The organism is Janthinobacterium sp. AD80 (assembly GCF_002878455.1).
Lineage (GTDB): Bacteria > Pseudomonadota > Gammaproteobacteria > Burkholderiales > Burkholderiaceae_D > Janthinobacterium.
This window is the reverse complement of sequence record NZ_NRDQ01000039.1, coordinates 12,697-37,879: the sequence shown is the minus strand read 5'-3', so window position 1 is coordinate 37,879 and position 25,183 is coordinate 12,697. Positions and strand designations below refer to the sequence as shown.

The 25,183-nt window shown below is 61.7% G+C and carries 26 protein-coding genes; 16 read left to right on the top strand and 10 right to left on the bottom strand.

Features of this window, described 5'->3' with window-relative positions; translation table 11 throughout:
* Nucleotide 1: 1 nt before the first annotated feature.
* The 4 genes from JaAD80_RS09580 to kynU form a co-directional block, all read right to left on the bottom strand.
* On the bottom strand, nucleotides 2-2,056 hold the full coding sequence (locus JaAD80_RS09580; RefSeq protein WP_146012330.1) for a toxin-antitoxin system YwqK family antitoxin: 2,055 nt from the start codon (nucleotides 2,054-2,056) through the stop codon (nucleotides 2-4).
* Between the two features lie 107 nt (nucleotides 2,057-2,163).
* Nucleotides 2,164-2,712: an alpha/beta hydrolase gene (locus tag JaAD80_RS09575; RefSeq protein ID WP_308410578.1), complete on the bottom strand. Its 549-nt coding sequence runs from the start codon at nucleotides 2,710-2,712 to the stop codon at nucleotides 2,164-2,166.
* A 136-nt stretch (nucleotides 2,713-2,848) separates the two neighbouring features.
* Nucleotides 2,849-3,736 (bottom strand): tryptophan 2,3-dioxygenase, encoded by an 888-nt coding sequence (gene kynA / locus JaAD80_RS09570; RefSeq protein WP_102293951.1) that lies wholly within the window; start codon nucleotides 3,734-3,736, stop codon nucleotides 2,849-2,851.
* An 8-nt stretch (nucleotides 3,737-3,744) separates the two neighbouring features.
* Nucleotides 3,745-4,995 (bottom strand): kynureninase, encoded by a 1,251-nt coding sequence (gene kynU, locus JaAD80_RS09565; protein ID WP_102294027.1) that lies wholly within the window; start codon nucleotides 4,993-4,995, stop codon nucleotides 3,745-3,747.
* 607 nt (nucleotides 4,996-5,602) lie between these two features.
* Between kynU and flhD the strand changes: the two genes are divergently transcribed.
* The 15 genes from flhD to cheY all read left to right on the top strand — a co-directional run bounded on the left by flhD (nucleotide 5,603) and on the right by cheY (nucleotide 18,624).
* The gene (flhD, locus tag JaAD80_RS09560; protein ID WP_010396649.1) at nucleotides 5,603-5,920 is read left to right on the top strand and encodes a flagellar transcriptional regulator FlhD; all 318 of its coding nucleotides are present in this window, start codon (nucleotides 5,603-5,605) and stop codon (nucleotides 5,918-5,920) included.
* Between the two features lie 135 nt (nucleotides 5,921-6,055).
* Nucleotides 6,056-6,616 (top strand): flagellar transcriptional regulator FlhC, encoded by a 561-nt coding sequence (flhC, locus tag JaAD80_RS09555; RefSeq protein ID WP_102293950.1) that lies wholly within the window; start codon nucleotides 6,056-6,058, stop codon nucleotides 6,614-6,616.
* A 119-nt stretch (nucleotides 6,617-6,735) separates the two neighbouring features.
* A complete protein-coding gene (locus JaAD80_RS31430; RefSeq protein WP_258002894.1) occupies nucleotides 6,736-6,897 on the top strand; it encodes a hypothetical protein in 162 nt (53 codons plus the stop codon).
* Between the two features lie 62 nt (nucleotides 6,898-6,959).
* Nucleotides 6,960-7,499, top strand: coding sequence for a class I SAM-dependent methyltransferase (locus JaAD80_RS09550; RefSeq protein WP_258002893.1), 540 nt, complete (start codon nucleotides 6,960-6,962; stop codon nucleotides 7,497-7,499).
* Between the two features lie 219 nt (nucleotides 7,500-7,718).
* Nucleotides 7,719-8,579, top strand: a complete 861-nt coding sequence (gene motA / locus JaAD80_RS09545) for a flagellar motor stator protein MotA (protein WP_034758373.1) — start codon at nucleotides 7,719-7,721, stop codon at nucleotides 8,577-8,579.
* Between the two features lie 58 nt (nucleotides 8,580-8,637).
* Nucleotides 8,638-9,615 carry a flagellar motor protein MotB gene (gene motB, locus JaAD80_RS09540; protein ID WP_102293949.1) on the top strand — a complete coding sequence of 326 codons (978 nt, stop codon included), beginning with the start codon at nucleotides 8,638-8,640 and terminating at the stop codon, nucleotides 9,613-9,615.
* Nucleotides 9,616-9,662: 47 nt separating this feature from the next.
* Complete coding sequence (locus JaAD80_RS09535) at nucleotides 9,663-10,211, top strand: chemotaxis protein (RefSeq protein WP_102293948.1); 549 nt, start codon at nucleotides 9,663-9,665, stop codon at nucleotides 10,209-10,211.
* Between the two features lie 83 nt (nucleotides 10,212-10,294).
* A complete protein-coding gene (locus JaAD80_RS09530) occupies nucleotides 10,295-10,660 on the top strand; it encodes a response regulator (RefSeq protein ID WP_034758362.1) in 366 nt (121 codons plus the stop codon).
* A 43-nt stretch (nucleotides 10,661-10,703) separates the two neighbouring features.
* Nucleotides 10,704-12,902, top strand: coding sequence for a chemotaxis protein CheA (gene cheA, locus JaAD80_RS09525; RefSeq protein WP_102293947.1), 2,199 nt, complete (start codon nucleotides 10,704-10,706; stop codon nucleotides 12,900-12,902).
* A 30-nt stretch (nucleotides 12,903-12,932) separates the two neighbouring features.
* Nucleotides 12,933-13,439: a chemotaxis protein CheW gene (locus JaAD80_RS09520; RefSeq protein WP_102293946.1), complete on the top strand. Its 507-nt coding sequence runs from the start codon at nucleotides 12,933-12,935 to the stop codon at nucleotides 13,437-13,439.
* A 185-nt stretch (nucleotides 13,440-13,624) separates the two neighbouring features.
* Entirely contained in the window at nucleotides 13,625-15,340 is a 1,716-nt protein-coding gene (locus JaAD80_RS09515; RefSeq protein ID WP_102293945.1) for a methyl-accepting chemotaxis protein, read from the top strand.
* 69 nt (nucleotides 15,341-15,409) lie between these two features.
* On the top strand, nucleotides 15,410-16,282 hold the full coding sequence (locus tag JaAD80_RS09510; RefSeq protein ID WP_102293944.1) for a CheR family methyltransferase: 873 nt from the start codon (nucleotides 15,410-15,412) through the stop codon (nucleotides 16,280-16,282).
* A gap of 9 nt (nucleotides 16,283-16,291) precedes the next feature.
* Nucleotides 16,292-16,900, top strand: a complete 609-nt coding sequence (gene cheD, locus JaAD80_RS09505) for a chemoreceptor glutamine deamidase CheD (protein ID WP_102293943.1) — start codon at nucleotides 16,292-16,294, stop codon at nucleotides 16,898-16,900.
* Nucleotides 16,901-17,007: 107 nt separating this feature from the next.
* Nucleotides 17,008-18,078: a chemotaxis response regulator protein-glutamate methylesterase gene (locus tag JaAD80_RS09500; RefSeq protein ID WP_102293942.1), complete on the top strand. Its 1,071-nt coding sequence runs from the start codon at nucleotides 17,008-17,010 to the stop codon at nucleotides 18,076-18,078.
* A gap of 147 nt (nucleotides 18,079-18,225) precedes the next feature.
* Nucleotides 18,226-18,624, top strand: a complete 399-nt coding sequence (cheY, locus tag JaAD80_RS09495; RefSeq protein WP_010396677.1) for a chemotaxis response regulator CheY — start codon at nucleotides 18,226-18,228, stop codon at nucleotides 18,622-18,624.
* Between the two features lie 77 nt (nucleotides 18,625-18,701).
* Here cheY and JaAD80_RS09490 read toward each other — a convergent pair whose 3' ends face one another.
* A complete protein-coding gene (locus JaAD80_RS09490) occupies nucleotides 18,702-19,454 on the bottom strand; it encodes an SDR family oxidoreductase (protein ID WP_180979355.1) in 753 nt (250 codons plus the stop codon).
* A 284-nt stretch (nucleotides 19,455-19,738) separates the two neighbouring features.
* On the opposite strand from JaAD80_RS09490, the gene JaAD80_RS09485 reads away from it, so the two are divergent.
* Nucleotides 19,739-20,236, top strand: coding sequence for a hypothetical protein (locus JaAD80_RS09485; protein ID WP_102293940.1), 498 nt, complete (start codon nucleotides 19,739-19,741; stop codon nucleotides 20,234-20,236).
* A gap of 57 nt (nucleotides 20,237-20,293) precedes the next feature.
* Here the strand turns inward: JaAD80_RS09485 and panC are convergent, their stop codons facing one another.
* The 5 genes from panC to metG form a co-directional block, all read right to left on the bottom strand.
* Nucleotides 20,294-21,133 (bottom strand): pantoate--beta-alanine ligase, encoded by an 840-nt coding sequence (panC, locus tag JaAD80_RS09480; RefSeq protein WP_102293939.1) that lies wholly within the window; start codon nucleotides 21,131-21,133, stop codon nucleotides 20,294-20,296.
* A gap of 54 nt (nucleotides 21,134-21,187) precedes the next feature.
* On the bottom strand, nucleotides 21,188-22,120 hold the full coding sequence (locus tag JaAD80_RS09475) for a ScpA family protein (RefSeq protein WP_058048495.1): 933 nt from the start codon (nucleotides 22,118-22,120) through the stop codon (nucleotides 21,188-21,190).
* Between the two features lie 17 nt (nucleotides 22,121-22,137).
* A complete protein-coding gene (locus JaAD80_RS09470; RefSeq protein WP_102293938.1) occupies nucleotides 22,138-22,347 on the bottom strand; it encodes a DUF3460 family protein in 210 nt (69 codons plus the stop codon).
* 107 nt (nucleotides 22,348-22,454) lie between these two features.
* Nucleotides 22,455-22,934, bottom strand: coding sequence for a GNAT family N-acetyltransferase (locus JaAD80_RS09465; RefSeq protein WP_102294026.1), 480 nt, complete (start codon nucleotides 22,932-22,934; stop codon nucleotides 22,455-22,457).
* 19 nt (nucleotides 22,935-22,953) lie between these two features.
* Nucleotides 22,954-25,119 carry a methionine--tRNA ligase gene (gene metG, locus JaAD80_RS09460; RefSeq protein ID WP_102293937.1) on the bottom strand — a complete coding sequence of 722 codons (2,166 nt, stop codon included), beginning with the start codon at nucleotides 25,117-25,119 and terminating at the stop codon, nucleotides 22,954-22,956.
* Nucleotides 25,120-25,183 lie beyond the last annotated feature (64 nt).

Below are 25,183 nucleotides of genomic sequence, written 5' to 3'. Positions count from 1 at the left end.
GTCATAGTCCTATCGGATAGTCCACTTTCCTGGGGGGAGGACAGCCCTCCGGCCCGGGGAAGGTCTGCTTGCCTGTCTCGTCGTAGCGCTTGCCGCACTCGACCAGCACGCGTTTGCGGAAGGTATAGATGCTGGCCACCTTGCCGTTCGGGTGGTAGCAGATATTGTCGCCATCGCGGTCGGCCGACGCGTAGCTGATCATGGTCTCGCCGTTGACCGTGCGCGTGCTGTGGCCGCTGCGCGGCTCCGTGCATTTGAGCTGGCCGCTTTCGTAATACGCGTTGACGACGGAGGTGTCGGCGGCGCGGTCGACCAGCAGTTCGTCCTTGCGCTTGCCATTCGGGTAGTTCGAATAGCCTTCCTGGCGCTGGCCGTACTGGAAGGCGTAGTAGTACTGCGGCTTGCCGTCCGGGTAGTACATGTGGTGGTATTCGCACACGTCGTCGCGCGTGCTGCCGTATTCCTTGAAGGTGCAGCGGTGGATGTCGTTGAGCAGCTGGCCGTCTTCATAGTATTCGCGCAGGTGGGTAAGCAGCCGGCCCTTGTCGACGACGGCCAGGCGTTCGGGCTTGCCGTTCGGGTAGTAGCGCGCGTCCAGGCCCTGCTTCTTGCCATTGTCCCACAGGGTATCGAGGCGCAGGATCTTGCCGCTGTCGTCAAACGCCTGTTCGCGGCCATCGAGCTGGCCATTGCGGTAGGTGGCCGTGTAGACGACGTATTCCTTGCCCACCGGGCCAAGATAGCGCGTGCGGCTGCCTTCGAGCACGCCCGCCTGGTAATGGTCGCGCTGGCGCAGCGCGCCCTGGGCATCCGTGTCCACCGCCTCGCCCTGTTTTTTGCCTTTCACGAAAGTGACGCTTTGCGTGGCCTTGTCCTTGAGCTTGAGCTTCCACGGCCCGTCGCGCAAGCCTTCGATGAAATTGCCGTCGCCGTCTTCCGTGATCCACGGCCCATGGCGCGAGCCGTCGACGTAGTTGCCGCGCGTTTGCACCTTGCCGCCCATGCGGCGCTCATGCGGGCCATTCAGCTGGCCGCCCGCGTAGGTGTCGAAACCCGTCACTTCCTCCGCATCGGCGTAATTCACGACCGTCCATCGGCCTTCGCGCTTGCCGGCCCGGTACATGCCGCTCTCGCCCTGTTTGGGATAGTTGAAGTACCACATGCCCTCTTGCAGGCCGTTGACGAAATGCCCCTTTTCAGTGCCTTCGTGCATGCCTTCGCGCACCCACAGGCCCTGGCGCTTGCCCTTCAGGTACTGGCCCCGTTCGACCACCGAGCCGTCATCCCAGGCCAGGCTGTAGATGACGGACGGGCCCTCCGCGCTGCCCGTGAATTGCTTAGGCGCCGTTTCCCACGTCACTTGCCACAAGCGGTAGTTGGGCAGGATGCCCGCGCCCGCGTCGCTGTACAGGGTGTAGCTGGCGGTGAGAAAAAGCGCGCCTTTTTTCTGGAAGGTTTTCTTGTAGGTGATGGCGTCCTTGCCGCCGGCCGCCACCGGCTCGCCGTCATCGTTGTAGTAGCCGACGATGCTGCCCTGCGTGTGATCGATGGCGTCGAAGTCGGCGTTGCCGCTCTTGCCGCGCGCGACGCTGTAGTCCATCGGCGCCAGCTTGGCCAGCGCCGCCTTGACCTGGCCCGCGTTGGGCGCGCTGCTTTGCGCCACGATGCGGTCCAGTGCCGGCTGCAGGCCATCGAGGCGCCGGTACTTGCCGGAACCGCGGTGGTAGCGGTAGGCGCGCAAGCCGTGCTTGCGGTCCTGGCGGAACAGCACCAGCATGGTCTGCACGCTGCTGTCCGACTCCTTGTCCAGCGAGGCATAGAAGACGGAGCGGATGACGGCGTTGCCGAACTGGTCGAGCAGGACGGGTTTCGAGGTGTCGCGCTTGCACTCGCAGTAATAGCCATTCACGCCATCTTTTTCCTTCAGGAAGGCGACGTCAAGCCCGCTGTCCTGCGAGGCGCTGATGGCGGGATGGGCAAGGCTCTTGCCTTCGTAAAAGGGCGCGCCGTGGGCCAGCGCGGAGCAGAGCAGCAAGGGCAGAAGCAGACGTTTCATCGTGTGGCTGGCGCCGGGGCGCCGCAATGGAAAGGCCACGATTCTGCCTGCGTTCTTCCTTGTCGGCAAATGTATGCGCGTCTATCGTGCGCCCGTGCGCGCCCTGCTCAGGGCTGGTGCGCGGCGCAGAAGTCCAGCAGCAGCTGTTCGCCTTCCGGCCAGGGACCGTAGCCGGCATCGCCATTGATATGGCCGGCGTCGCCGATCATGGTGAAATCGCTGCCCCAGGCGGCGGCAAACGCGCGCGCCCGCGCGAAGCTGACGTAGGGATCATTGCCGCTGGCGACCACCAGGCTCGGAAACGGCAAGGCTTGCATCGGCATCGGTGCAAAGCCCGTCGTGCCGGCGGGGTAGGAGGGGGCATCCACATCGCTGGGGGCGACGAAAAAGGCGCCGGCGATCCTGTGCGGCGAGCCGCTGGCAGCCCAGTGGGCCACCATCACGCAGGCCAGGCTGTGCGCCGCCAGCACGGGTGGACGCGGGCAGGCGGCGATGGCGCGATCGAGTTCGGCCACCCATGCGTCCTTGTCCGGCGTCTGCCATTCACCATGATCCACGCGCGACCATTGCGGGTGGCGCGCTTCCCAGTGGGTTTGCCAGTGCTGCGGCCCGGAATTCCACAGGCCGGCCAGGGTCAGGACCAGAGGCGACATCATTTTTTCTCCTTTTATAATGCCTGATAAAATCGTAGCGAGCGGCAACGCATTGTGGCCGAGACGCGCAGCTGTGCGCAAGCACAGTGAGCATCGCAGGCCGCAAGACGCGCCGCGCAGCAGATTTGATCTGGCATTTTCAGAGCTCCGTGCGTAAGGCAAAGAGCTCCGGGAACAATACCACGTCGAGCATCTTGCGCAAGTAGCTCACGCCCGCCGTGCCGCCCGTACCCGTCTTGAAGCCGATGATGCGCTCCACCGTCGTCACGTGGCGGAAGCGCCAGAAGCGGAAGGCCGTCTCCAGGTCGACCAGCTTTTCGGCCAGTTCATACAGGGCCCAGTGCTTCGACGGGTCGCGGTAGACTTCCAGCCAGGCCGCCTTGACGGTGGCATCGGCGGCGGTCGGCAGGCTCCAGTCGGCGTCCAGGCGTTCCGGGGCGATATGCAGACCGCTGCGCGCCAGCAGCTTGATGGATTCATCGTAGACGGATGGCGTGCGCAGGGCCGCGTCCAGCACCTTGTAGGTTTCGGGCGCCGTGGCATGCACGTTGAGCAGGGCCGCGTTCTTGTTCCCCAAAATGAATTCGATTTCGCGGTACTGGTAGGACTGGAAGCCGGACGAGGCGCCCAGGTAGGGGCGGATGGCCGTGTATTCGGGCGGCGTCATGGTGGCCAGCACGTCCCAGGCGTGCACCAACTGGTCCATGATGCGCGCCACGCGGGCCAGCATCTTGAAAGCGGGCGCCAGGTCGCCGCTTTGCAGGTTGGCGCGCACGGCGTGCATTTCGTGCAGCATCAGCTTCATCCACAGTTCGCTGGTCTGGTGCTGCACGATGAAGAGCATTTCGTTGTGGTTGGGGGAGAGCGGATGCTGGGCCGTCAGGATGCGGTCGAGCGCCAGGTAATTGCCATAGCTCATCGATTCGCTGAAGTCCATCTGCGCGCCATGCCACTGTGCATCCTGGCTGCCCGCGTGCATGGGGCAGCCGCTGCTGTTTTCCTTGTTCATATTCTTGTCGTCGCTCATGGGGGGATTCAGGTGACGGCATCGCGCTTGGCGGCGATGTCGTAGGCTTGCGTGTCGAGGATGTCGCGCAGGATCTCGACGGCATCCCAAACGTCGGCAAAGCTGGTGTACAGGGGCGTGAAGCCGAAGCGCATGATGGCCGGCTCGCGGTAGTCGCCGATCACGCCGCGCGCGATCAGCGCCTGCATCACGGCATAGCCGTGCGGATGCGTGAAGCTGACCTGGCTGCCGCGGCGCGCATGCTCGCGCGGCGTGACGAGGCCCAGCGGATGGCTGGCGCAGCGCTGTTCCACCAGGGCGATGAACAGATCGGTCAGGGCCAGCGATTTGTGGCGGATGGCGTCCATGCTGGTTTGCGCAAAGATCTCCAGGCCGCATTCGACCAGGGCCAGCGAGACTATCGGCTGCGTGCCGCACAGGGCGCGGGCGATGCCGTCGGCCGGCGCGAAGCCCGGCTCCATGGCGAACGGCGCCGCATGGCCCCACCAGCCGGACAGCGGCTGGCGGAAGCGTGCCTGGTGCTTTTCCGGCACCCAGATGAAGGCGGGCGAGCCGGGGCCGCCATTCAGGTATTTGTAGGTGCAGCCGACGGCCAGGTCGGCCCCCGCGCCATTCAGGTCCAGCGGTACGGCGCCGGCCGAATGGGCCAGGTCCCACAGCGCCAGTGCGCCTTGCGCGTGGCAATGGCTGCTGATGGCGGCCATGTCGTGCTGGTAGCCGCTGCGGTAATTGACGTGCGTGAGCATGGCGACGGCGCAGTCGGCATCGATGGCCTGCGCCAGTTCCGCAGGACTGTCGACCAGGCGCAACTGGTAGCCGCGGTCCAGCCAGGCCGCCAGGCCTTGTGCCATGTACAGGTCGGTGGGGAAGTTGCTGCGTTCGCTGACGATGATGCGCCGCGCGGCACGTGCCGGATCGCTTGCCTGCATCTGCAGGGCGGCGGCCAGGGCCTTGAACAGGTTGACGGAGGTGGTGTCGGTGATCACCACTTCGCCCGTGGCGGCGCCCAGCAGCGGCGCCAGGCGGTCGCCCAGGCGCTTGGGCAAGTCGAACCAGCCGGCCGTGTTCCAGCTGCGGATCAGGTCCGTGCCCCATTCGGTCGCGATGACGTGCTGGGCGCGGGCCAGCGCCGCTTTCGGCCGCGCGCCAAGCGAGTTGCCGTCGAGGTAAATCACGCCGGCGGGCAAGTCGAACTGCAGGCGCAGGGGCGCCAGCGGGTCGTCGAGGTCGCGCGCACTGCAATCGTGTCGAGAAATCATGGTGGCTTTCATGTTGATACTTGTCTGGATGGCATGATATTGTTTGAAGCTTAAAGTATCACGCAAGAGCTGGCAGTGTAACAAATCCCGCCGATAACGCCAGATTTCCAGCACGTAAGGCCTGCGGAAATGGCCTGACTGCGGGGCGTCAACGAAAAAAATCACGATTTTTAAAAATATTTTCAGAAAACCCTAAAGTTCTCGCAAACGCCGCCGTCAATGAATACATGAACGGCGGAAATCGGGCAGGACACCGCAGCCGGAATGTTGAAATATTTTTTAAAAAGCCCCTAAAGTTCCTGTTGAGGTTGCCGTTACATAGGTAGATAGGCTTGATTCAGGTCAAGTTGTTGTAAAAATGTGATATTAAATGCAGGTCAAAAGTCAGTCAAACCTGACGCCTTGCATACCTCCCGAATCCGCGCCGTTACTGGCGTGCGACCATGATCGAGCAGTGTTTGTCAGACAAACACCTACGGTCCTTTCCGCTATTCCCCGACCAAAAATACAGAGCTGCGCCTCTGTTGCGTTTGATGTTGCTCCTGCAGAATGTATCTCACTGGCAACACACAAAGCCAGCTGAATTCAACGGATTGAGGAGATGGAAATGACTGCTAACGATATGATGGCCGAGATTCGCGACGCTAACCTGAGCTACCTGATGCTGGCCCAGCAAATGATTCGTGCAGACAAGGTGACCGCCATCTTCCGTTTGGGCATTGCCGCCGACATCGCTGAACTGATCGAAGGCATGAGCAATGCGCAGATCCTGAAACTGGCTGGCGGCAACATGATGCTGGCCCGCTTCCGCTTCGACGACAGCGCCATCCTGGGCATGCTGACGAACTACAATAAAGACCGCTCGCTTGCCCAGTCGCATGCCGCCATCCTGATGGCAGGCCAGGGCGTCGAAGAAATCGCCTAAGGTTTCCCCTCAAGACGTCCATGGCGGCGTTGCATTGCCTTGCCGTACCTTTGTACTGGCTTCGGCAGCGCGCCTTGCCCTGAACATTTTGCCGGAAACCTGTAGTCAATATCAGTAAAATGCGGAGCAACTAGCATGGCCAAGAAAAGTGTCGTATCGGAAGCGCAGGAAATTCAGCTGGCCATCGAATTGATACAGCTGGGTGCCCGTTTGCAACTGCTGGAGACGGAAGTCTCGCTGTCACGCGAACGTCTGCTCAATCTGTACAAGGAATTGAAGGGCGTCTCGCCGCCCAAGGGCATGCTGCCGTTTTCCACCGACTGGTTCCTCACCTGGCAGCCGAATATCCATTCCTCGCTGTTCATCAACATCCATAAATTCCTCATCGACCACGCCGGCGCCACCGGCATCGAGGCGGTGATGAAGGCCTATAAGCTGTACCTGGAGCAAATGCCGCCGGAAGCGGGCGAAGAACCGCTGCTCTCGCTGACCCGCGCCTGGACCCTCGTGCGCTTCTTCAGCAGCAAGATGCTGGACATGGCGCCGTGCGGCAAGTGCGGCGGCAAGTTTGTCGTCAATTGCCTAGACCTCAACGCCGATTATGTCTGCGGCCTGTGCCACATGCCTTCGCGTGCCGGCAAGACCAAGAAGGCGCGCGACGAAGCGGCCGCCGCGGTGCCGGGCGTGGCCGCCTGAGTCACAGCATATATATACAGAGAAAGCCGGAGCCGGTCGCCTGACCGCTCCGGCTTTTTCTTGCCGCCATTGCCACGCTTCAATCGATTACACTGGCGTTTTCTTCCATGCACCTGCCCATGCTGCAACAGATCCTGCGCGCGCCCGCGCTCAAGGCCATCCTCATCCAGGTGCTGGCCTTTCCCCTGATGCTGCTGCTGGTGTATGCGCTGGCGCGCGCCGGGCGTCGGGCTGTCGCTGCTGGCCGTGGCCGGCGTGCAGGGGCGCGCTGGCGGCGCTGATTACCTGGCGGGCCGGGCTGGCGCGCTGGTGGTGCGCCATCGGCCTGCTGTTCGCGCCCGCCTTGCTGGGCGCCAGTCGGCTGGACTTGCCCCCCATCGTCTTCCTGCTGGCTTTTATCTTTCTGCTGAGCTTGTACTGGTCCACCTTCCGCACGCAAGTACCGTTCTATCCCTCGGGGCCGAAGGTGTGGCAAGCCGTGGCGGAACTGATCGCCGCGCGGCCCGGCGTGCGCGTGGTCGACATCGGCAGCGGCCTGGGCGGCCTGGTGCTGGACCTGGCGCGGCGCCGTCCCGACGGGCAGTTTGACGGCATCGAACTGGCGCCGCTGCCGTGGCTGGTGAGCCGCCTGCGCGCGAAACTGGCAGGCAGCCGTGCGCGTTTCCTGCGCGGCGACTACGAATCACTCGATTTCAGCCAGTACGATGCGGTGTTCGCCTACCTGTCGCCGGCGGCGATGGCGGCCCTGTGGCGCAAGGCGGAAGCGGAAATGTTGCCCGGTAGCATGCTTCTTAGTTACGAATTCAAGATTGCCGCGCGTGCACCCGATAAGACCATTGCCGCCACAGAGCGTGGCCCCTTGCTCTACATATGGTGCTTTTAAGCAATTGTCTGCGTTATTTGCTTGCCCGTAGGGCAATCTCACGTTATTGTAGTTCCACACGGCATTTTCTCAGGATAGTGTTGAAATGCAGGTCGTTTCAATCTACCTTTGGTTACTTTTTTGTCGCTGTTCCCCGCCCGCGGCACAGCCGCAGGCCGCCGGGAACTGCTTAGAGCATGCCGGGCGCGCAAGCCCGGTCTTATTTGGGAGTCAGGGCACTTGTTAGTCATAATCGGATACATCATCGTTTGCGCCTCGGTATTTGGCGGCTTCGCCATGGCGGGCGGCCATCTGGCGGCGCTGTTCCAGCCGCTGGAGCTGCTGATGATCGGCGGCGCCGCCCTGGGCGCTTTCCTTGTTGGTAACAATAACAAGGCCATCAAGGCGACGATCGCCGCCTTGCCCAGCCTGTTCAAGGGTTCGCGCTATACCAAAGAGCTGTACATGGAGCTGATGTCGCTGCTGTTCGAAGTGCTCAGCAAGGTGCGCAAGGAAGGCTTGATGTCGATCGAAGGCGATATCGACAAGCCGGAGGAAAGCCCGCTGTTCTCCAAGTATCCGGCCGTGCTGGCCGACCACCATATCGTCGAGTTCATGACCGACTACCTGCGCCTGATGGTATCGGGGAACATGGATGCGTTCCAGATCGAGAACCTGATGGACAACGAGATCGAGACGCACCATCACGAAGGCGCCGTGCCGGCCCACGTGATCGCCAAGGTGGGCGATGGCTTGCCCGCCTTCGGTATCGTCGCCGCCGTGATGGGCGTGGTGCATACCATGGAATCGGTGGGCATCCCGCCGGCCGAGCTGGGCATGCTGATCGCGCACGCGCTGGTCGGCACCTTCCTCGGCATCCTGCTGGCCTACGGTTTCGTCGGGCCGCTGGCCAGCCTGCTGGAACAGAAGCTGGAAGAGTCGAGCAAGATGTTCCAGTGCGTAAAAGTCACCCTGCTGGCCAGCCTGAACGGCTATGCGCCGGCGCTGGCCGTGGAGTTCGGCCGCAAAGTGCTGTTCTCGACCGAGCGCCCGACGTTCAACGAGCTGGAAGACCACATCAAGAAATCGAAAACGAAGTAAGCAGTGAATACACGCTTGGACATCATGAGTCATTTGCAGCACACGGAAGGGGGACGCCATGGCCGATGAAGGCATGCGCCCGATTATCGTCAAGCGTATCAAGAAGACGGCTGGCGGCCACCATGGCGGGGCGTGGAAAATCGCTTACGCCGACTTTGTCACGGCCATGATGGCCTTCTTCCTGCTGATGTGGCTGTTAGGTTCCACCTCGAAGGGCGACCTGAACGGCATCTCCGAATTCTTCAAGACGCCGCTGAAAGTGGCGATGGCGGGCGGCTCCGGCAGCGGCGAAAGCAATTCCGTGATCCAGGGCGGCGGCCAGGATCTGTCGCGCCAGGATGGCCAGGTGCGCAAGGCGCAGGAAGACCAGCAGCGCAAGTCGTTCGACCTCAATTCGGCCAAGGCCGCGCTGGAACGCGAAGAGGGCCGCCGCCTGCAGGCGCTGAAGGCACGCATCGAGGCGACCATCGACGCCAATCCCCTGCTGAAAAAGTACAAGAACCAGTTGCTGCTCGATATCACCAGCGAAGGCTTGCGCATCCAGATCGTCGACGAGCAGAACCGTCCGATGTTTGCGCTGGCCAACGCCAATCTGCAACCGTACACCAAGGAAATCCTGCATGCCATCGGCTCCGTGCTCAATGAGGTGCCGAACCGCATCGGCCTGTCCGGCCATACGGATTCGACGCCCTACATGAGCGATGCCGGCTACAGCAACTGGGAACTGTCGGCCGACCGCGCAAATGCGTCGCGGCGCGAACTGGTAATCGGCGGCATGATTGAAGACAAGGTCTTGCGCGTGGTGGGGCTCGGTTCGGCCGCGCACCTGGACAAGCTCGACCCGTTCAACCCGATCAACCGGCGCATCAGCATCATCGTCATGAACAAGCGCACGGAAGAAAACGTCCTGCGCGATGGTTCGGCGATGGAGTTGCCGGTGACCGACGCCGCCTCCGCCGCTGTGGCTTCCGGGCTGGTAGCCGGTTCGCCGCCCCCCGCGGCGCCCGTCCCCAGCCCGGCAGCGGCGAAAAAATAACACGCAAGGCCCGTCAACGCGTGGTGTATTGAAACAATGAGACCTTTATGACAAGAAAGAAAATACTTGGCTCGCATGTAAAGCGCCTGCTGTCTGGCGTGTCGGACCATGGCCGCAAGCACTTGACGGAGGTGGAAACCGACCTGGTGCAGACCGGCATCTTGCTGGAAGAGGCGATCGAGAAGCTGTCCTTCAATTTCATGGCGATCCATGCGGCCGTCGCGGCGCAGCAGGACACCATCGCCATGCTGCTCGAAGGCGGCGTGCCGCCGGCGCAGCAGCGGGAAAAACTGCTGGCGTTGCAGGATGAGGTAGGGGGCTATGTGAATGCCGCCATCACCAGCCTGCAGTTCCAGGACATGACCAGCCAGCTGATCGAACGCACCCTGAAGCGCGTGACGGGCTTGCGCGAGTTCCTGGGAACCCTGGGTTCGCATGGTGCGGAAATGCTGCCGGAGAGCGACAACGAAGAGATTGTCGCCTTGCTGGGGCGGGTCAGCATGGCGCTGGCGATTCAAAGCCTGGAGTTGCGCAGCGTGCTGCGCAAGGCTGTCAGTCAACAGCATTTGGAAAGCGGCGACATCGAGCTGTTCTAGCATGAGGATGCGGAACGCTTGCGGTTGCATGGATTGATTAATCAAATATTCGGGCAGGATGCCCGGAACAAGTGGGAGCAAAGATGGCCAAAACGATACTTGCAGTGGACGATTCCAGCTCATTGCGCCAGATGGTGGCGTTCAGCCTGAAAGCCGCCGGTTACCAGGTGGTGGAGGCCGTTGACGGCCAGGATGGACTGGAAAAAGCCAAGCTGCAAACCGTGGACCTGGTGTTGACGGACCAGAACATGCCGCGCATGGACGGCCTGGAGCTGATCAAGCTGCTGCGTGAACTGCCAACCTACCAGAAGGTGCCCATCCTGATGCTGACGACGGAATCGTCGGATGAAATGAAGTCGAAGGGGCGTGCCGCCGGCGCCAATGGCTGGCTGGTGAAACCGTTCGATCCGCAACGCCTGATCGAAGTGGTCAAGAAGGTGATTGGCTGATGCCAGCCGCGCAGCGCAACGATGCACATGACGGAGTCACCCTATGACCATCGATATTAGCCAGTTTTTTCAGGTCTTTTTCGATGAGGCCGAAGAACTGCTGGCTGAAAAAGAACGGCTGCTGCTGGCCGTCGATATTGCGGCGCCCGACGCCGAAGACCTGAATGCCATTTTCCGCACCGCCCATTCGATCAAGGGGGGCGCATCGACGTTCGGCCTCTCCGACATGAGCGAGGTAACGCATATCCTCGAGTCCCTGCTCGACCGCATCCGCCAGGGCCAGATGGCCCTGACGGCGGAACACGTCGACGCCTTTTTGGCGGCCAAGGATATCCTCAAGATGCAGCTCGACGGCCACCGCCTGGGCAGCCCGGTCGACCAGGATGCCGTCGCCGATGTGCGCATGATGCTGCAGTCGTTTTCGCAGGATGTGCCGATGGCGGCGCTCACGCCTGTCGCGCCGGCTTTCCACACGGCGGAAAAGGAAGTCGTCAGCCATGCCGGCGGCCAGCGTTTCCGCCTCGAGCTGCCGCAGATGGAAGAGCGCGAAGTCGAAGCGCTGGCGGCCGAACTGGGCTTGCTGGGCGACGTCGTGGTGTCAAGCCTGGCCGACGCGCGCAAGGTGCTGGAAGTGACGACGCATGAAAGCCTGGACGATATCCTGGCCATCTGCTCCTTCGTGCTCAATCCGGACGACATGGTGATCACGCAGGCGCCGCCTCTGGCGCCAGGCGAAGCCGATGCGACCCGCGCGGCCCAGGAAAAAGCCCAGGGCTACGGTTTCTTCGACCCGTTGCCGGGTGCGCCCACCGCCGCGCAGGCGCCGGCGGACCCCGGCTATGGCTTTTTCCAGCCGCTCGAAGACATCCGCGCCGCGGCCGGCGTGCAGAGCGACGCCGAACGCGGTTATGGTTTCTTCCAGCCGTTGGAGCAGATCCGCGCCGACGCTGCCAAGGCCAGTCCCGCCGTTGCGGCGCCGGTCGCTGTCGTGGCTGCCGCCGACGCGGAGCAGGACAAGAAGCCGGCCAAGAAAGAGGGCGACAAGGCAGGTGCCGAATCGTCGTCGATTCGCGTCTCGATCGAGAAAGTCGACCAGCTGATCAACCTGGTGGGCGAGCTGGTGATCACGCAAGCCATGATCGAGCAGCGCGCCGGCGCGCTCGATCCGATGCTGCATGAAAAACTGCTCGACAGCGTCAGCCACCTGACGCGCAATACGCGCGACTTGCAGGAAGCGGTAATGTCGATCCGCATGATGCCGATGGATTTCGTCTTCTCGCGCTTCCCGCGCATGGTGCGCGACCTGGCCACCAAATTGGGCAAGAAGGTCGATTTCATCACCAACGGCGCCGCCACGGAACTCGACAAGGGCCTCATCGAGCGCATCGTCGATCCGCTGACGCACCTGGTGCGCAACAGTATCGACCATGGCGTGGAAATGCCGGCCGCCCGCGTGGCCGCCGGCAAGACGGAAGCGGGTCGCTTGTTCCTGTCGGCCAGCCACCAGGGCGGCAACATCATCATCGAGGTGTCCGATGACGGCGCTGGCCTGAACCGCGAGCGCATCCTGGCCAAGGCCATGCAGCAGGGCCTGGACGTGTCGGACACGATGAGCGACGCCGAAGTATGGCAGCTGATCTTCGCGCCCGGCTTTTCCACCGCCGAAGCCGTCACCGACGTGTCGGGCCGCGGCGTGGGCATGGATGTCGTCAAGCGCAATATCAGCGCCATGGGCGGCGTCGTCGACATCCGCTCGGCCAAGGGTTTTGGCACGACGATTTCCATCTCGCTGCCGCTGACCTTGGCCATTCTGGACGGCATGTCGATCCGCGTGGGCGACGAGGTGTATATTTTACCGCTGGGCTTTGTCATCGAATCGCTGCAGCCGGCCGTTGAAGACATCAAGGACATCGCTGGCCGCGGCCAGGTGGTGAAGGTGCGCGGCGAATACCTGCCACTGATCCCGCTGTACCAGATGTTCGACATCGCGCCGCGCTTTACCAGCCCGTCGGAAGGCATCTGCGTGATCCTCGAGACGGAAGGGCGCAAGGCGGCGCTGTTCGTCGACGACCTGGTGGGCCAGCAGCAAGTCGTGGTGAAAAACCTCGAATCGAATTACCGCAAGGTGGTGGGCATTTCCGGCGCCACCATTCTGGGCGACGGCGGCGTGTCGCTGATTCTCGACGTCGCCGCACTGATCCGCTCCTCCCGCCAGCTGGCGGACGAGTCCATTTTTTCGTAACACCGATAGATCAAGATAGGAAAACACACCATGTCAGATAATCAACAAGCATCCGGCAGCAAACCGGGCGACGGCAAGGATATCGCCGGCCGTGAATTCCTGGCCTTTACCCTGGGCTCCGAAGAATACGGCATCGATATCCTGAAGGTCCAGGAAATCCGCGGCTACGAAGCCGTCACGCGCATCGCCAATGCGCCTGAATTCATCAAGGGCGTGATCAACCTGCGCGGCATCATCATTCCCGTGGTCGACATGCGCATCAAGTTCAACCTGGGCACGCCCGTGTACGACCAGTTCACGGTGGTGATCATCCTGAACATCGGCGGGCGCATCGTCGGCATGGTGGTCGACAGCGTTTCCGACGTCACCACCCTGACGCCGGAGCAGGTGAAGCCGGCGCCGGAAATGGGCACCGCCTTCTCGACCGACTACATGATCGGCCTGGGCACCATCGACGAGCGCATGCTGATCCTGGTCGACATCGACAAGCTGATGTCGAGCAGCGAGATGGGCCTGATCGACAAGCTGGCAGCGTAACGCCGGCGGGCGGCGCCAGGTGCGCCGCCGTTTTACCACGCAAAGAATCACTACAGATATGCATGTACTGGCGCGGGCATCAGCCTGAGGCGCGCCGGCAGGCTGCAAGGTCCGTCAGAGACCAGGCCATAACACGGTGCAGTCCGGTTGAACGGGCGCCGTTCACATAAATATTGGAGACTGTAATGAGTTTGCGCGATTTTAAGATTGGTACGCGGTTGGGCATTGGTTTTGGCAGCATCCTGGCCATCCTGGTGGTGGTGATCGTGTCGGCGAATGCGCTGAATTACCGCAACAAGGCCGAGTTGCTGACTGGCCTGGCGCTGGCAGGAGAAAAGAATACGCAGGCCTCGCTGATGAAAAGCGCCATGCTGGAAACGGGTATCGCCATGCGCAATATCGGTTTGCAGGGCGACGTGGGCCTGATGCAGGTGGAAGAGGGCAAGGTGCGCGAGCACCGCAAGGTCTATGACGGCGCGCGCGGCAAGCTGGCCAGCCTGGGACTGTCCGACAGCGAAAAGGCGCTGCTGGCCAACATCGCTAAGGTCGACGGCGAAGTCGATGCCGCCTTCAAGGAAGCGATGGGGCAGGTGCTGGCGTTTAACAGCGAAGGCGCGGCCAAGGTCATCGCCACGCGCATCGATCCCTTGAACAAGAAGACCCTGGCCGATATCAACAAGCTGCTCGACTTGCAGCACGTGGCGCAGCAAAGTTTCATGGATGGCTCGCTGGCGGCCGATGCGCGCCTGATGCTGGTACTGTTCATCCTGGGCGGCGCGGCGGTGGCGATCGGCGCCTGGTGCGCCATCTTCATCACCCGCTCGATCACGGTGCCGCTGTCCGGCGCCCTGGCCGTGGCGCAGAAAGTGGCGGCGGGGGAACTCACTTCGCGCGTGGTGGTCGAAGGCAAGGATGAAACGAGCGCGCTGCAGCAGGCGCTCAAGGACATGAACGAGAGCCTGGTGAAGACGGTCAGCGACGTGCGCAATGGCACGCAGACGATCACCGTGGCATCGCGCGAGATCGCCAGCGGCAACGCCGACCTGTCGGCGCGCACGGAAACGCAGGCCAGTTCGCTGGAAGAGACGGCATCGTCAATGGAAGAACTGACGTCGACCGTGAAGCAGAACGCGGACAATGCGCGCCAGGCCAACCAGCTGGCCGTATCGGCGTCGTCGGTGGCGCAGCAGGGCGGCAAGGTGGTAGCGCAAGTGGTCGATACGATGGGTTCCATCAAGGACAGTTCGCGCAAGATCGTCGATATTATCGGTGTCATCGACGGTATCGCCTTCCAGACGAATATCCTGGCCCTGAATGCGGCTGTCGAGGCGGCGCGCGCGGGTGAGCAGGGACGCGGCTTTGCCGTGGTGGCCTCCGAAGTGCGTAATCTTGCACAGCGCTCCGCCGGCGCGGCGAAAGAGATCAAGGGCCTGATCGGCGATTCGGTCGACAAGGTCGACGCCGGCAGCCGTCTGGTGGACGAGGCAGGACAGACCATGGGCCTGATTGTCACGTCGATCCGGCAAGTGGCCGATATCATGGGCGAGATCACGGCGGCGACGCAGGAGCAAAGCCATGGCATCGAGGAAGTGAACCAGGCCATCGCGCAGATGGACCAGATGACGCAGCAGAACGCGGCGCTGGTCGAGGAAGCGGCGGCCGCCGCCGAGAGCATGCAGGACCAGGCGCAGAAGCTGGCCGATGCCGTCAGCATCTTCAAGCTTGGCAGCGAGCATCAGCAGGTGCAGGCAGCCATCCCCGCGCAAGTCAAGGCGGTGGCGGCGCGTCCGGCCCTCAAGGCGGCAAGTGGCAAGCGGGTGGCGCAGGCGGTGAAGACCGCCACGCCGCCATCCGCAAAAAAGCTGGCGGCAGCCGGCGGCGACGATTGGGAAGAGTTCTAAGGTATTCCCGGCCCCGCTAGTTATACTGCAAAGGCATTGTTCAGAGTAGTTATGGAGAGGTAAAAACAAATGCCGCAAACTAAAACGGATTCGGTCAAGGAATTTGATTTCACCGGCAAGGACTTCGAGCGGGTCCGCGCCATGATTTACAAGCGGGCCGGCATCGCGCTGGCCGACAGCAAGCAGGAGATGGTCTACAGCCGCCTGGCGCGGCGCCTGCGCGCGACCGGCATTTCCTCGTTCGTCCGCTATCTGGACGACCTGGAAGCGGGCCGCATGGGCGACGAGTGGGAAGCGTTCACGAATGCGCTGACGACCAACCTGACGTCCTTCTTCCGCGAGGCGCACCACTTCCCGCTGCTGGCCGAACACGTGAAGAAACTGAGCGGGCCGATCACCATCTGGTGTTCGGCCAGTTCCACCGGCGAAGAGCCGTATTCGATCGCCATGACGGTGTGCGAGGCGTTCAATACGCTTACGCCGCCGGTGACCATCATCGCCACGGATATCGACACGAACGTGCTGGCCACGGCCGCCAATGGCGTCTACAACCTGGACCGCCTGGACAAGATGCCGGCCGACCGCGCGCGGCGCTTTTTCTTGCGCGGCAAGGGCGACCGCGAGGGGCAGGTCAGGGTGCGCCCGGAACTGCGCCAGATGATCACCTTCAAGCCGCTCAACCTGCTGGCCGACAGCTGGCCGTTGACGGGGCAGTTCGATGTCATCTTCTGCCGCAACGTGATGATTTATTTTGACAAGGCGACCCAGCGCAAGATCCTGTCGCGCTTTGTGCCATTGATGAAACCCGATGCCCTGCTGTTCGCGGGACATTCGGAGAATTTTCTGTACGTGTCGGATTCATTGAAGCTGCGCGGTAAAACAGTCTATGAGCTCGACCAGCCACGGGGCAGCGCACCCAAGGCATCGTCGCATCGTACATGAGAGTGAAATATGAGCCTGGAACCCAAAGAGCAATTTGCCACTAACGTCTATTACGACAGGACGTTCAATTGTGACGCCGCCAAGATCCTGCCTGGTGAGTACTACTTCACCAACAAGGACATGCTTATCGTTACCGTGCTCGGCTCCTGCGTATCGGCCTGCATCCGCGATCGCGTGACTGGCCTGGGCGGCATGAACCATTTCATGCTGCCGGATGGCGGCAGCGATCCGAACAGCCCGATCTCGGCCTCCATGCGCTATGGCACCTACGCCATGGAGATCCTGATCAATGATCTGCTGAAGGCGGGCGCGCGGCGCGAAAACATGGAAGCGAAGGTATTCGGCGGCGGCGCCGTGCTGCGCGGCTTCACGGCGATCAACGTCGGCGAGCGCAATGCTGCCTTCGTCATCAACTACCTGAAGGCGGAGAAAATGCGCGTGGTGGCGGAAGACCTGAACGACATCCATCCCCGAAAAGTGTATTTTTTCCCCCGCAGCGGCAAGGTGCTGGTGAAAAAGCTGATGCAGACGCATAACGATACGCTGGTCCGCCGCGAACTCGATTACGCCAGCCGCCTCAAGGTGGCGCCGGTCGGCGGCGAGGTCGAGCTGTTCTGATAACGCCAGACCAAAGCTGCTGCGCATCGCGCTGTGCGGCTTGCGGCGGTTTGTCCGGTGTACTAATTTAATAAAGAATAAGGGCCGCAAGGCCTGGAAGGAAAACTATGAAGATCAAGGTATTGATCGTGGATGACTCGGCGCTGATCCGCAGCGTCATGACGGAGATCGTGAATAGCCAGCCCGACATGGAAGTGGTGGGCGCGGCGCCCGACCCGCTGGTGGCGCGCGAGATGATCAAGCAGACCAATCCCGACGTGCTGACCCTGGACGTCGAGATGCCGAAGATGGATGGCCTCGATTTCCTGGAAAAGCTGATGCGTTTGCGCCCGATGCCGGTGCTGATGGTGTCGTCGCTGACGGAGCGCGGTTCGGAAATCACCATGCGCGCGCTGGAACTGGGCGCCGTCGATTTCGTCACCAAGCCGAAGATTTCGATCCAGAGCGGCATGCGCGAATACACGGACATGATCGCCGACAAAATCCGCGCCGCCTCGAAAGCACGCATCCGCGCGCGCACCCTGCCGTCGGCCGGCGACAAGACGGCCGCGCCGCTGCCTGCCTTGCGCAGCCCGCTGACGTCGAGCGAAAAGCTGATCATCGTGGGTGCCTCGACGGGCGGCACGGAAGCGATCCGCGAATTCCTCATGCAGATGCCGTCCGATTGTCCCGGCATCCTGATCACGCAGCACATGCCCGAAGGGTTTACCCGTTCGTTCGCGCGCCGCCTTGATTCGCTGTGCAAGATCTCGGTGCAGGAAGCGGCGGGCGGTGAACGCGTGCTGCCGGGACACGCCTACATCGCGCCCGGCCATTCGCACCTGACGCTGACGCGCAGCGGCGCCAACTACATGACCAAGATCGACCAGGGAGAACCGGTGAACCGCCACCGCCCGTCCGTCGACGTGCTGTTCCGCTCGGCCGCGCAATCGGCCGGCAAGAATGCCGTCGGCGTGATCCTTACCGGCATGGGCAAGGATGGCGCGCAGGGCATGCTGGAGATGAAGGCCGCAGGAGCGTATAATTTCGCCCAGGATGAAGCCAGTTGCGTGGTGTTTGGCATGCCGCGCGAGGCGATTGCCATCGGTGCTGCACATGAGGTCGGCGCCCTGACGGCGCTGCCCGGCATGGTGCTGGGCCATCTGGCGGCACATGGCATGCGTGCTTTGCGCGTGTAAGCCACGTTTTATATGATCTGAGGCAAGTTTGTTCGCCTAAAAGCAACGAAAATGCTATCCTACAACTTGCTGCCGTAGTGTCGACCATAATGTCGGCATTCATGTCGATATTATTAACAAACCGCTACAGAAACAACGGAGTTATTCATGGCTGATCCAAAGATGAAATTTTTAGTCGTTGACGATTTTTCGACGATGCGCCGCATTGTCCGGAATCTGTTGAAGGAACTGGGTTATGCCAACGTCGACGAGGCGGAAGACGGCGTCATGGGCCTGGCCAAGCTGCGCGCGGAATCCTACGATTTCGTTGTCTCGGACTGGAACATGCCGAACATGGATGGCCTGACGATGCTGCAGCATATCCGCGCCGATCCGGCACTGGCCAAGCTGCCCGTGCTGATGGTGACGGCTGAAGCGAAAAAGGAAAACATCATCGCCGCCGCGCAAGCGGGCGCCAGCGGTTATGTGGTCAAGCCGTTCACGGCCGCGACCCTGGATGAAAAGCTGAACAAGATTTTCGAGAAGCTGGAAAAAGCCGGCGCTTGATCCGGGTCTGACCGTTATCAGGAAAAACGCTGCCAGTGCGAACTGGCAGCGTTTTTTTTCGTCAGCTTGCGTCTTGCTTACACCAGGCCGCCATTCGCGCGCAGGGTTTGCCCGTTGATCCACCGCCCATCCGGCCCTGCCAGAAAAGCCACGGCGGCGGCGATGTCGTCCGGCGTGCCCAGGCGTTCCAGCGGCGCCATCTTGCTCATGCGTTCGATGGTTTCTTGCGTCTTGCCGTTCAGGAATAGCGCCGTGGCCGTGGGGCCGGGGGCCACGGCGTTGACGGTGATGTGCTTGCCGCGCAATTCCTTGGCGAAGATATTCGTCATTGTCTCGATGGCCGCCTTGGTGGCACCGTAGACGGCGTAGCCGGGCAGGGCCAGGCCGATCACGCTGGTCGAAAAATTGACCACGCTGCCGCCGTGGCGCAGGCGCGCCGCCGCCTGGCGCATGGTGTTGAAGCTGCCCTTGACGTTGATGGAGAACAGGCTGTCGAAGGTGGCGTCGTCCGTGTCGGCCAGGGTGGGCAGCGTTGGCGGCATGATGCCCGCATTATTGACCAGCACGTCGACGCCGCCGAAGGCTGCCACGGCCGCATCGAACAGCGCTTGCACCTCGGCCGCATCGGCCACGTTGGCTTGCACGGCGATGGCTTGCCCGCCATCGGCGGCGATGGCGGCAACCAGCTGCTCCGCCGCCACCTTGCCGCTGGCGTAATTGACGACGACCTGCATGCCGTCGCGTGCCAGGCGGCGGGCGATGGCCGCGCCTATGCCGCGCGACGCGCCCGTGACGATGGCAACCTTGGCGTGGGTGGATGCGGTGTGCATGGTGCTTCTCCTGTGTGGTGGGAGGCCCGGGATAAGAGCCAGTGGCGCCATTGTGGTCTTTATTTTCGGATGGATAAAGATGGTGTATCTGGCTTCAGTGTGCAATTTCTGTTAATAATCATTGTTGCGCTGCCTGATGCAGGCCCGGCAATATGATGCTGACTGCAAGATTGCGCAAAGGAATAAAATATTTCCCAAAGTTAACTTTAAACGTCAAATAATTTGGCCCATGATCGCTGCAGTATTTCCCCTTTGTCCCCGCCCCCGACAAGAAGGAGCGCAGCATGCGCCGAGCACCCGTATTATTTTTTGCCCTGAGCACGGCCTTGCTGGCCGCTTGCGGCGTGAGCCTTGAACAAGCCGCCGTCGCGCCGGTTGCGCCGGTGGCGTCTGTTGCGTCAGTCGGCAATGAAGCGCCGCCGTCCGATGCCCAGGAAGCCGCCGTGCCGCCGGCCAACGACGGTGAAGGCGATGGCAGGCATGCCTATCTGCACCGCGTGGGTGGCCACGACTATGTCAGCCTGAGCCAGAGCGGCCCGCAGGGCGGCTTACCCATCCTGACGGGGATGCGGCGCCACGCGCGCGCCATCCGCCTGCTGGCTGCCGATCCGGCGCAGGCACGCGCCATGCTGCGCAGCCTGAGATTGCCCGCGCACCAGCGCAAGCTGTGGGGTGGCCAGGAAATCGTGCTCGATGCGGCCAGCTATGACATGCTGCAGGCGGCGCGTGGCAGGGGCAAGGCGTTGTACGCCGAGCTCAGGCTGGTAGGGCTGGAAAAGTAGCACACATAAGAGAACGGGGCCGTATGGCCCCGTCGTGGTGATGCTGAAAAGACCCTGTCAAATCTCCAGGTTGTCGATCAGGCGCGTCTGTCCCAGCTTGGCGGCGGCCAGCACCACCAGCGGTTCACCAGCGGCCAGCTCTGCCGCGTTCGGCGCTTGCAGGTTGGCGCGCTTGCGCACGGCGATGTAGTCCGATTTCCAGCCGCGGCCGTCCAGCAGCCGCATGGCCGCCTGTTCCAGTTCTTCCACGGCCAGGTTGCCCTTGCGTACTTCCTCGGCGACGAAATTAAGGCCCTTGAACAGTTCCGGCGCTTCCGCGCGCTCACTTTCAGACAGGTACATATTGCGCGACGACAAGGCCAAGCCATCGTCTGCACGGTACGTCTCGGCGGCGATGATTTCCGTCGGCAGCGCGAACTGGCGCGCCATGTTGCGGATGATCATCAGCTGCTGGTAATCCTTCTTGCCGAACACGGCCACGCGTGGGCCCACGCACGAAAACAGCTTGGTGACGACGGTGCACACGCCTTCGAAGAAACCGGGGCGGAATTCGCCTTCCAGCGTATTGCCCAGGTCATCGGGCGGGCGCACGCGGTATTCCTGCGGTTCCGGATACAGTTCCTTTTCCGTTGGCGCGAACAGCACGTACACACCTTCCTTTTCCAGCTTGGCGATATCGGCGGCCATGGTGCGCGGATATTTTTCAAAGTCTTCGTTCGGGCCGAATTGCAGGCGGTTCACGAAGATCGAGGCGACGACGGGGTCGCCATGCTTGCGTGCCAGGCGCATCAGCGACAGATGGCCTTCATGCAGGTTGCCCATGGTGGGGACAAATGCCGTGCGCAGCTGTCCGCTGAGCTGGTCGCGCAATTCTTCGATGTCGGAAATAATTTTCATGGATTGCTTTCGCTAAAACCCCGTTGTACGGTGGTCAGTGACAAAGGGAGGGAGTCAGGCAGGCGAATAGGCCAGCCGGACGTAGATGGGTGCAAACGGTTCGGCTTGCGTGATTTCGATCAGGGTTTCCTTGGCCAGTTCCAGCAGGGCAACGAAATTGACCACCACCACGGGCACGCCGCCGGCAATGTCGAACAGTTCGCTGAATTCCACGAAGCGCGACGATTGCAAGTGGCGCAGGATGCTCGACATGTGCTCGCGCACGGACAGTTCCTGGCGGCTGATGCGGTGATGCTGGGTCAGCTTGGCGCGTTTCAGCACGTCGAGCCACGCCTGCTGCAAGTCCACCGGTTCCACGTCGGGCCAGGTGGGTGTCAGGCTTTGCTCGATGAAAATCTGCGTGCGCACGAAATCGCGCTCGAACTGCGGGATGGCGTTCAGGTCGTAGGCGGCCAGCTTGATCTGCTCGTACTCGAGCAGGCGGCGCACCAGTTCGGCTCGGGGGTCGCCGCCATCTTCCTCGACGTCGCTCTTGCGCGAAGGCAAGAGCATGCGCGACTTGATCTCGATCAGCATGGCCGCCATCAACAGATACTCGGCCGCCAGTTCCAGGTTGCGCACGCGGATCTGGTCGACATATTTCAGATATTGCAGGGTTACCTGCGCCATCGGGATATCGAGAATGTTGAAGTTTTGCTTGCGGATCAGGTAGAGCAGCAAGTCGAGCGGGCCTTCGAAGGCTTCGAGGAAGATTTCCAGCGCGTCCGGCGGAATGTACAAGTCCGTCGGCATGCGCATCATCGGCTCGCCATACAGGCGGGCGATGCCCAGCGGGTCGGCGGCGGGCGCCGCGTCCGTTACTGCCGTGGCGGATGCTGCAGGGTCGCCGCTGCCGTCGCCGTCAGCGACAGGTTGGGGCGACTCGATGACTGCGCCGGCGCCGGAAGCGTCGGCTTCCGGCGTGACTGCAGACTCTTCAGGCAACATCGTGCCGGTTCCAGATATTAGTTCTTGTTCTGGTAAACGTAAGCCTGTTGCTTGACGGCCGATGCCATCTGGCGTTCCTGCTCATCCATGCTGACGGGCGGCTTGTCCCACAGCAGGGCGCGGCCCGCTTGCTGGCCCGCTTCCATGCCAGGGTTCTTGGCCTTCAGTTCGGCGATGAACAGGGTGTGGTCGGATACGTAGTTGTTGTGTTTTGCAGGCAGTTTCATAGTGTCTTCTGAGTGTCTTATAAGTAAGGTCAGCCGGCCGTATTCTACCGCGCCGGATGCACTGGCGGGTTGTTGTATGGGCAAGCCGGGGGCAAAAATGCTAAAAATCAATACCTTAGCAGGCGTCGCATCACCATCGGCGCCGGTTCGGCGGGGTTGGCGTGCGAATATTCCAGTTCTTCGGCGAGGTCGAATTCAAAGGCCGCGTAAAAATCGATCAGCTTGCGCTGGTCGCGCCGCACGGCCAGGCGCAGTTCTTCCGCCTGGCACGACAGGCCGTGATGAATAATGGCTTCGAGCAAATGCTGCGATACGTTGCCGCCCCGGTAGGCGGGCAGCACGCCCATGCGTGAAATCTTCCAGATGGCGGGATCGCTGTCGAGCGGCATCCAGCGCAGCGAACCGGCTGGCACATCGTCGATCAGCAGCACGAAACCACCGCCGTGGCGCAACTGCTCCGCCACCAGTTCGGCTGTTTCGTGGTGCCCGCTCGATGACGGGGCCACCTTGCCGGCCCATGCTGCGCGGGTCAGCTCGGCGATCAGTTGTGCATCGGCATCTGTTGCTTCGCGCACCACGATATTCATCATCGGTCCTTGTGCGGGCTTAGCGGATGCGCATGCCAGGTTCGGCGCCCGGCCACGGGTTCAGGATGTAGATGCCCGGATTGGCCTTCTCGTCGGCACTCGATGCGGCCATGACCATGCCTTCGGAAATACCGAACTTCATCTTGCGCGGCGCCAGGTTGGCCACCAGCACCGTCAGCTTGCCGACCAGTTCTTCCGGCTGGTAGGCCGAGCGGATGCCCGAGAACACGTTGCGCAAGCGGCCTTCGCCCGCATCGAGGGTCAGGCGCAGAAGCTTGTCGGAGCCGTCGACCAGTTCGCAGTTGACGATCCTGGCGATGCGCAGGTCGACCTTGAGGAAATCGTCGATCTTGATCTCGGGTGCCAGTTCCTCGATGGCCGTGGCCGGTACTGCCGCGGCGGGTGCTGGAGCGGCGTCATTCGCAGCGTCGCCTGCCGGTGCGGCAATGGCGGGGACCGCTTGCGGCGCGTCGAACAGCGCTTCGATCATCTTCGCATCCATGCGCGTCATCAGGTGGCTGTAGGCGCCGATGGTGCGGCCCAGCATGCTGTTCGAGACGGCGTCGCCGAACACCTGCGTGTCGGCCCAAGTAAATTCTGCGTCATTGAGGAACGATGCCACGTTATTCGCCACGCCCGGCAGCACCGGCGACAGCAAAATCGTCAGCTGGCGGAACAGGATCAGGGCCGTCGTGCACACGTCGTGCAGCTCGGCGGTCTTGTCCGCATCCTTGGCCAGGATCCACGGTTTGTTTTCATCGACATACTGGTTGGTGATGTCGGCGATTTCCATGATTTCGCGCAAGGCCTTGCCGAATTCGCGGTTCTCGAAGTGCGCGGCGATGCTGGCCTGGCGCTCGACGATGACGCCGTTGACGTCCACCGTCAGTGCGCGGTTGATCCAGCCTTGCGCGCTGTCCGACAGCGATGATGCCAGCTTGCCGTCGAATTTCTTGGCGATGAAGCCGGCGCAGCGGCTGGCGATGTTGACGTATTTGCCGATCAGGTCGCTGTTCACGCGGGCAACAAAATCTTCGCCGTTGAAGTCCAGGTCTTCCACTTTCGAGTTCAGCTTGAAGGCGATGTAGTAGCGCAGCCATTCCGGGTTCATGCCCAGGTCCAGGTAGCGCAGCGGCGAAATGCCGGTGCCGCGCGATTTCGACATTTTCTCGTTGTTGACTGTCAGGAAGCCGTGGACATTGACTTTCAGTTTGTCGATCACCGGGTGGCCGGCGAATTTCAGCATGGCGGGCCAGAACAGCAGGTGGAAGGAAACGATGTCCTTGCCGATGAAGTGGATCTGTTCCGTCGACGGGTCATTCAGGAGGGCGTCGAAATCGATGCCTTTCTTGTCGCAATAGTTTTTCAGGCTGGCCAGGTAGCCGACAGGCGCATCCATCCACACATAGAAGAACTTGCCCGGCGCGTCCGGGATCGGGATGCCGAAGTAGGGCGCATCGCGCGAGATATCCCAGTCGGCCAGCTTTTCACCGGCTTCGCCCAGCCATTCGCTGACCTTGTTGACCATTTCCGGCTGCAGGCGGCCGGGTGTATTCAGCCAGCTTTTCAGGAATTCGAAGCAGCGCGGGTCGGACAGCTTGAAGAAATACTGTTCCGACGGCTTCATCACGGGCGTCGCGTTGGTGAAGACGGAGAATGGATTGACCAGGTCGGTCGGCTGGTAGGCGGCGCCGCACACTTCGCAGTTGTCGCCGTACTGGTTCTTGGCGCCGCATTTCGGGCATTCGCCCTTGATGTTGCGGTCGGCCAGGAACATGCCTTTGACGGGGTCGAAGAAGCGGTCGACGGTTTTCGTGACGATCAGGCCCGTATCGCGCAGCTTGCGGTAGATCGATTGCGACAGGTCGACGTTTTCCGGCGAGTCGGTCGAATACCAGTTATCAAAGGCGATATGGAAACCGTCCAGGTACTGGGCGCGGCCGGCGGCGATGTTGGCGACGAATTGCTGAGGCGTGATGCCTTCCTTTTCGGCGGCGATCATGATGGGCGTGCCATGCGTATCGTCGGCGCCCACAAAGTGCACTTCACGGCCGGCTGCGCCATCGCGTTGCATTCGCTGGAACCGGACCCAGATATCGGCCTGGATGTATTCCATGATATGGCCAATGTGAAAAGCGGCGTTTGCGTAAGGCAGGGCAGTGGTGACGAACAGCTTGCGAGTCATGATTGATGCACTTTTGGGATGGATAATAGGGCATTTTAACAGCGGAAACGCAATATGAGCAGAT

Excerpts from the sequence above, each read along its gene's own strand:
- JaAD80_RS09580 (WP_146012330.1), bottom strand. The coding sequence starts at position 2,056 with ATGAAACGTCTGCTTCTGCCCTTGCTGCTCTGCTCCGCGCTGGCCCAC.
- JaAD80_RS09575 (WP_308410578.1), bottom strand. The coding sequence starts at position 2,712 with ATGATGTCGCCTCTGGTCCTGACCCTGGCCGGCCTGTGGAATTCCGGG.
- kynA (WP_102293951.1), bottom strand. The coding sequence starts at position 3,736 with ATGAGCGACGACAAGAATATGAACAAGGAAAACAGCAGCGGCTGCCCC.
- kynU (WP_102294027.1), bottom strand. The coding sequence starts at position 4,995 with ATGATTTCTCGACACGATTGCAGTGCGCGCGACCTCGACGACCCGCTG.
- flhD (WP_010396649.1), top strand. The coding sequence starts at position 5,603 with ATGACTGCTAACGATATGATGGCCGAGATTCGCGACGCTAACCTGAGC.
- flhC (WP_102293950.1), top strand. The coding sequence starts at position 6,056 with ATGGCCAAGAAAAGTGTCGTATCGGAAGCGCAGGAAATTCAGCTGGCC.
- JaAD80_RS31430 (WP_258002894.1), top strand. The coding sequence starts at position 6,736 with ATGCTGCAACAGATCCTGCGCGCGCCCGCGCTCAAGGCCATCCTCATC.
- motB (WP_102293949.1), top strand. The coding sequence starts at position 8,638 with ATGGCCGATGAAGGCATGCGCCCGATTATCGTCAAGCGTATCAAGAAG.
- JaAD80_RS09535 (WP_102293948.1), top strand. The coding sequence starts at position 9,663 with ATGACAAGAAAGAAAATACTTGGCTCGCATGTAAAGCGCCTGCTGTCT.
- JaAD80_RS09530 (WP_034758362.1), top strand. The coding sequence starts at position 10,295 with ATGGCCAAAACGATACTTGCAGTGGACGATTCCAGCTCATTGCGCCAG.
- cheA (WP_102293947.1), top strand. The coding sequence starts at position 10,704 with ATGACCATCGATATTAGCCAGTTTTTTCAGGTCTTTTTCGATGAGGCC.
- JaAD80_RS09520 (WP_102293946.1), top strand. The coding sequence starts at position 12,933 with ATGTCAGATAATCAACAAGCATCCGGCAGCAAACCGGGCGACGGCAAG.
- JaAD80_RS09515 (WP_102293945.1), top strand. The coding sequence starts at position 13,625 with ATGAGTTTGCGCGATTTTAAGATTGGTACGCGGTTGGGCATTGGTTTT.
- JaAD80_RS09510 (WP_102293944.1), top strand. The coding sequence starts at position 15,410 with ATGCCGCAAACTAAAACGGATTCGGTCAAGGAATTTGATTTCACCGGC.
- cheD (WP_102293943.1), top strand. The coding sequence starts at position 16,292 with ATGAGCCTGGAACCCAAAGAGCAATTTGCCACTAACGTCTATTACGAC.
- JaAD80_RS09500 (WP_102293942.1), top strand. The coding sequence starts at position 17,008 with ATGAAGATCAAGGTATTGATCGTGGATGACTCGGCGCTGATCCGCAGC.
- cheY (WP_010396677.1), top strand. The coding sequence starts at position 18,226 with ATGGCTGATCCAAAGATGAAATTTTTAGTCGTTGACGATTTTTCGACG.
- JaAD80_RS09490 (WP_180979355.1), bottom strand. The coding sequence starts at position 19,454 with ATGCACACCGCATCCACCCACGCCAAGGTTGCCATCGTCACGGGCGCG.
- JaAD80_RS09485 (WP_102293940.1), top strand. The coding sequence starts at position 19,739 with ATGCGCCGAGCACCCGTATTATTTTTTGCCCTGAGCACGGCCTTGCTG.
- panC (WP_102293939.1), bottom strand. The coding sequence starts at position 21,133 with ATGAAAATTATTTCCGACATCGAAGAATTGCGCGACCAGCTCAGCGGA.
- JaAD80_RS09475 (WP_058048495.1), bottom strand. The coding sequence starts at position 22,120 with ATGTTGCCTGAAGAGTCTGCAGTCACGCCGGAAGCCGACGCTTCCGGC.
- JaAD80_RS09470 (WP_102293938.1), bottom strand. The coding sequence starts at position 22,347 with ATGAAACTGCCTGCAAAACACAACAACTACGTATCCGACCACACCCTG.
- JaAD80_RS09465 (WP_102294026.1), bottom strand. The coding sequence starts at position 22,934 with ATGAATATCGTGGTGCGCGAAGCAACAGATGCCGATGCACAACTGATC.
- metG (WP_102293937.1), bottom strand. The coding sequence starts at position 25,119 with ATGACTCGCAAGCTGTTCGTCACCACTGCCCTGCCTTACGCAAACGCC.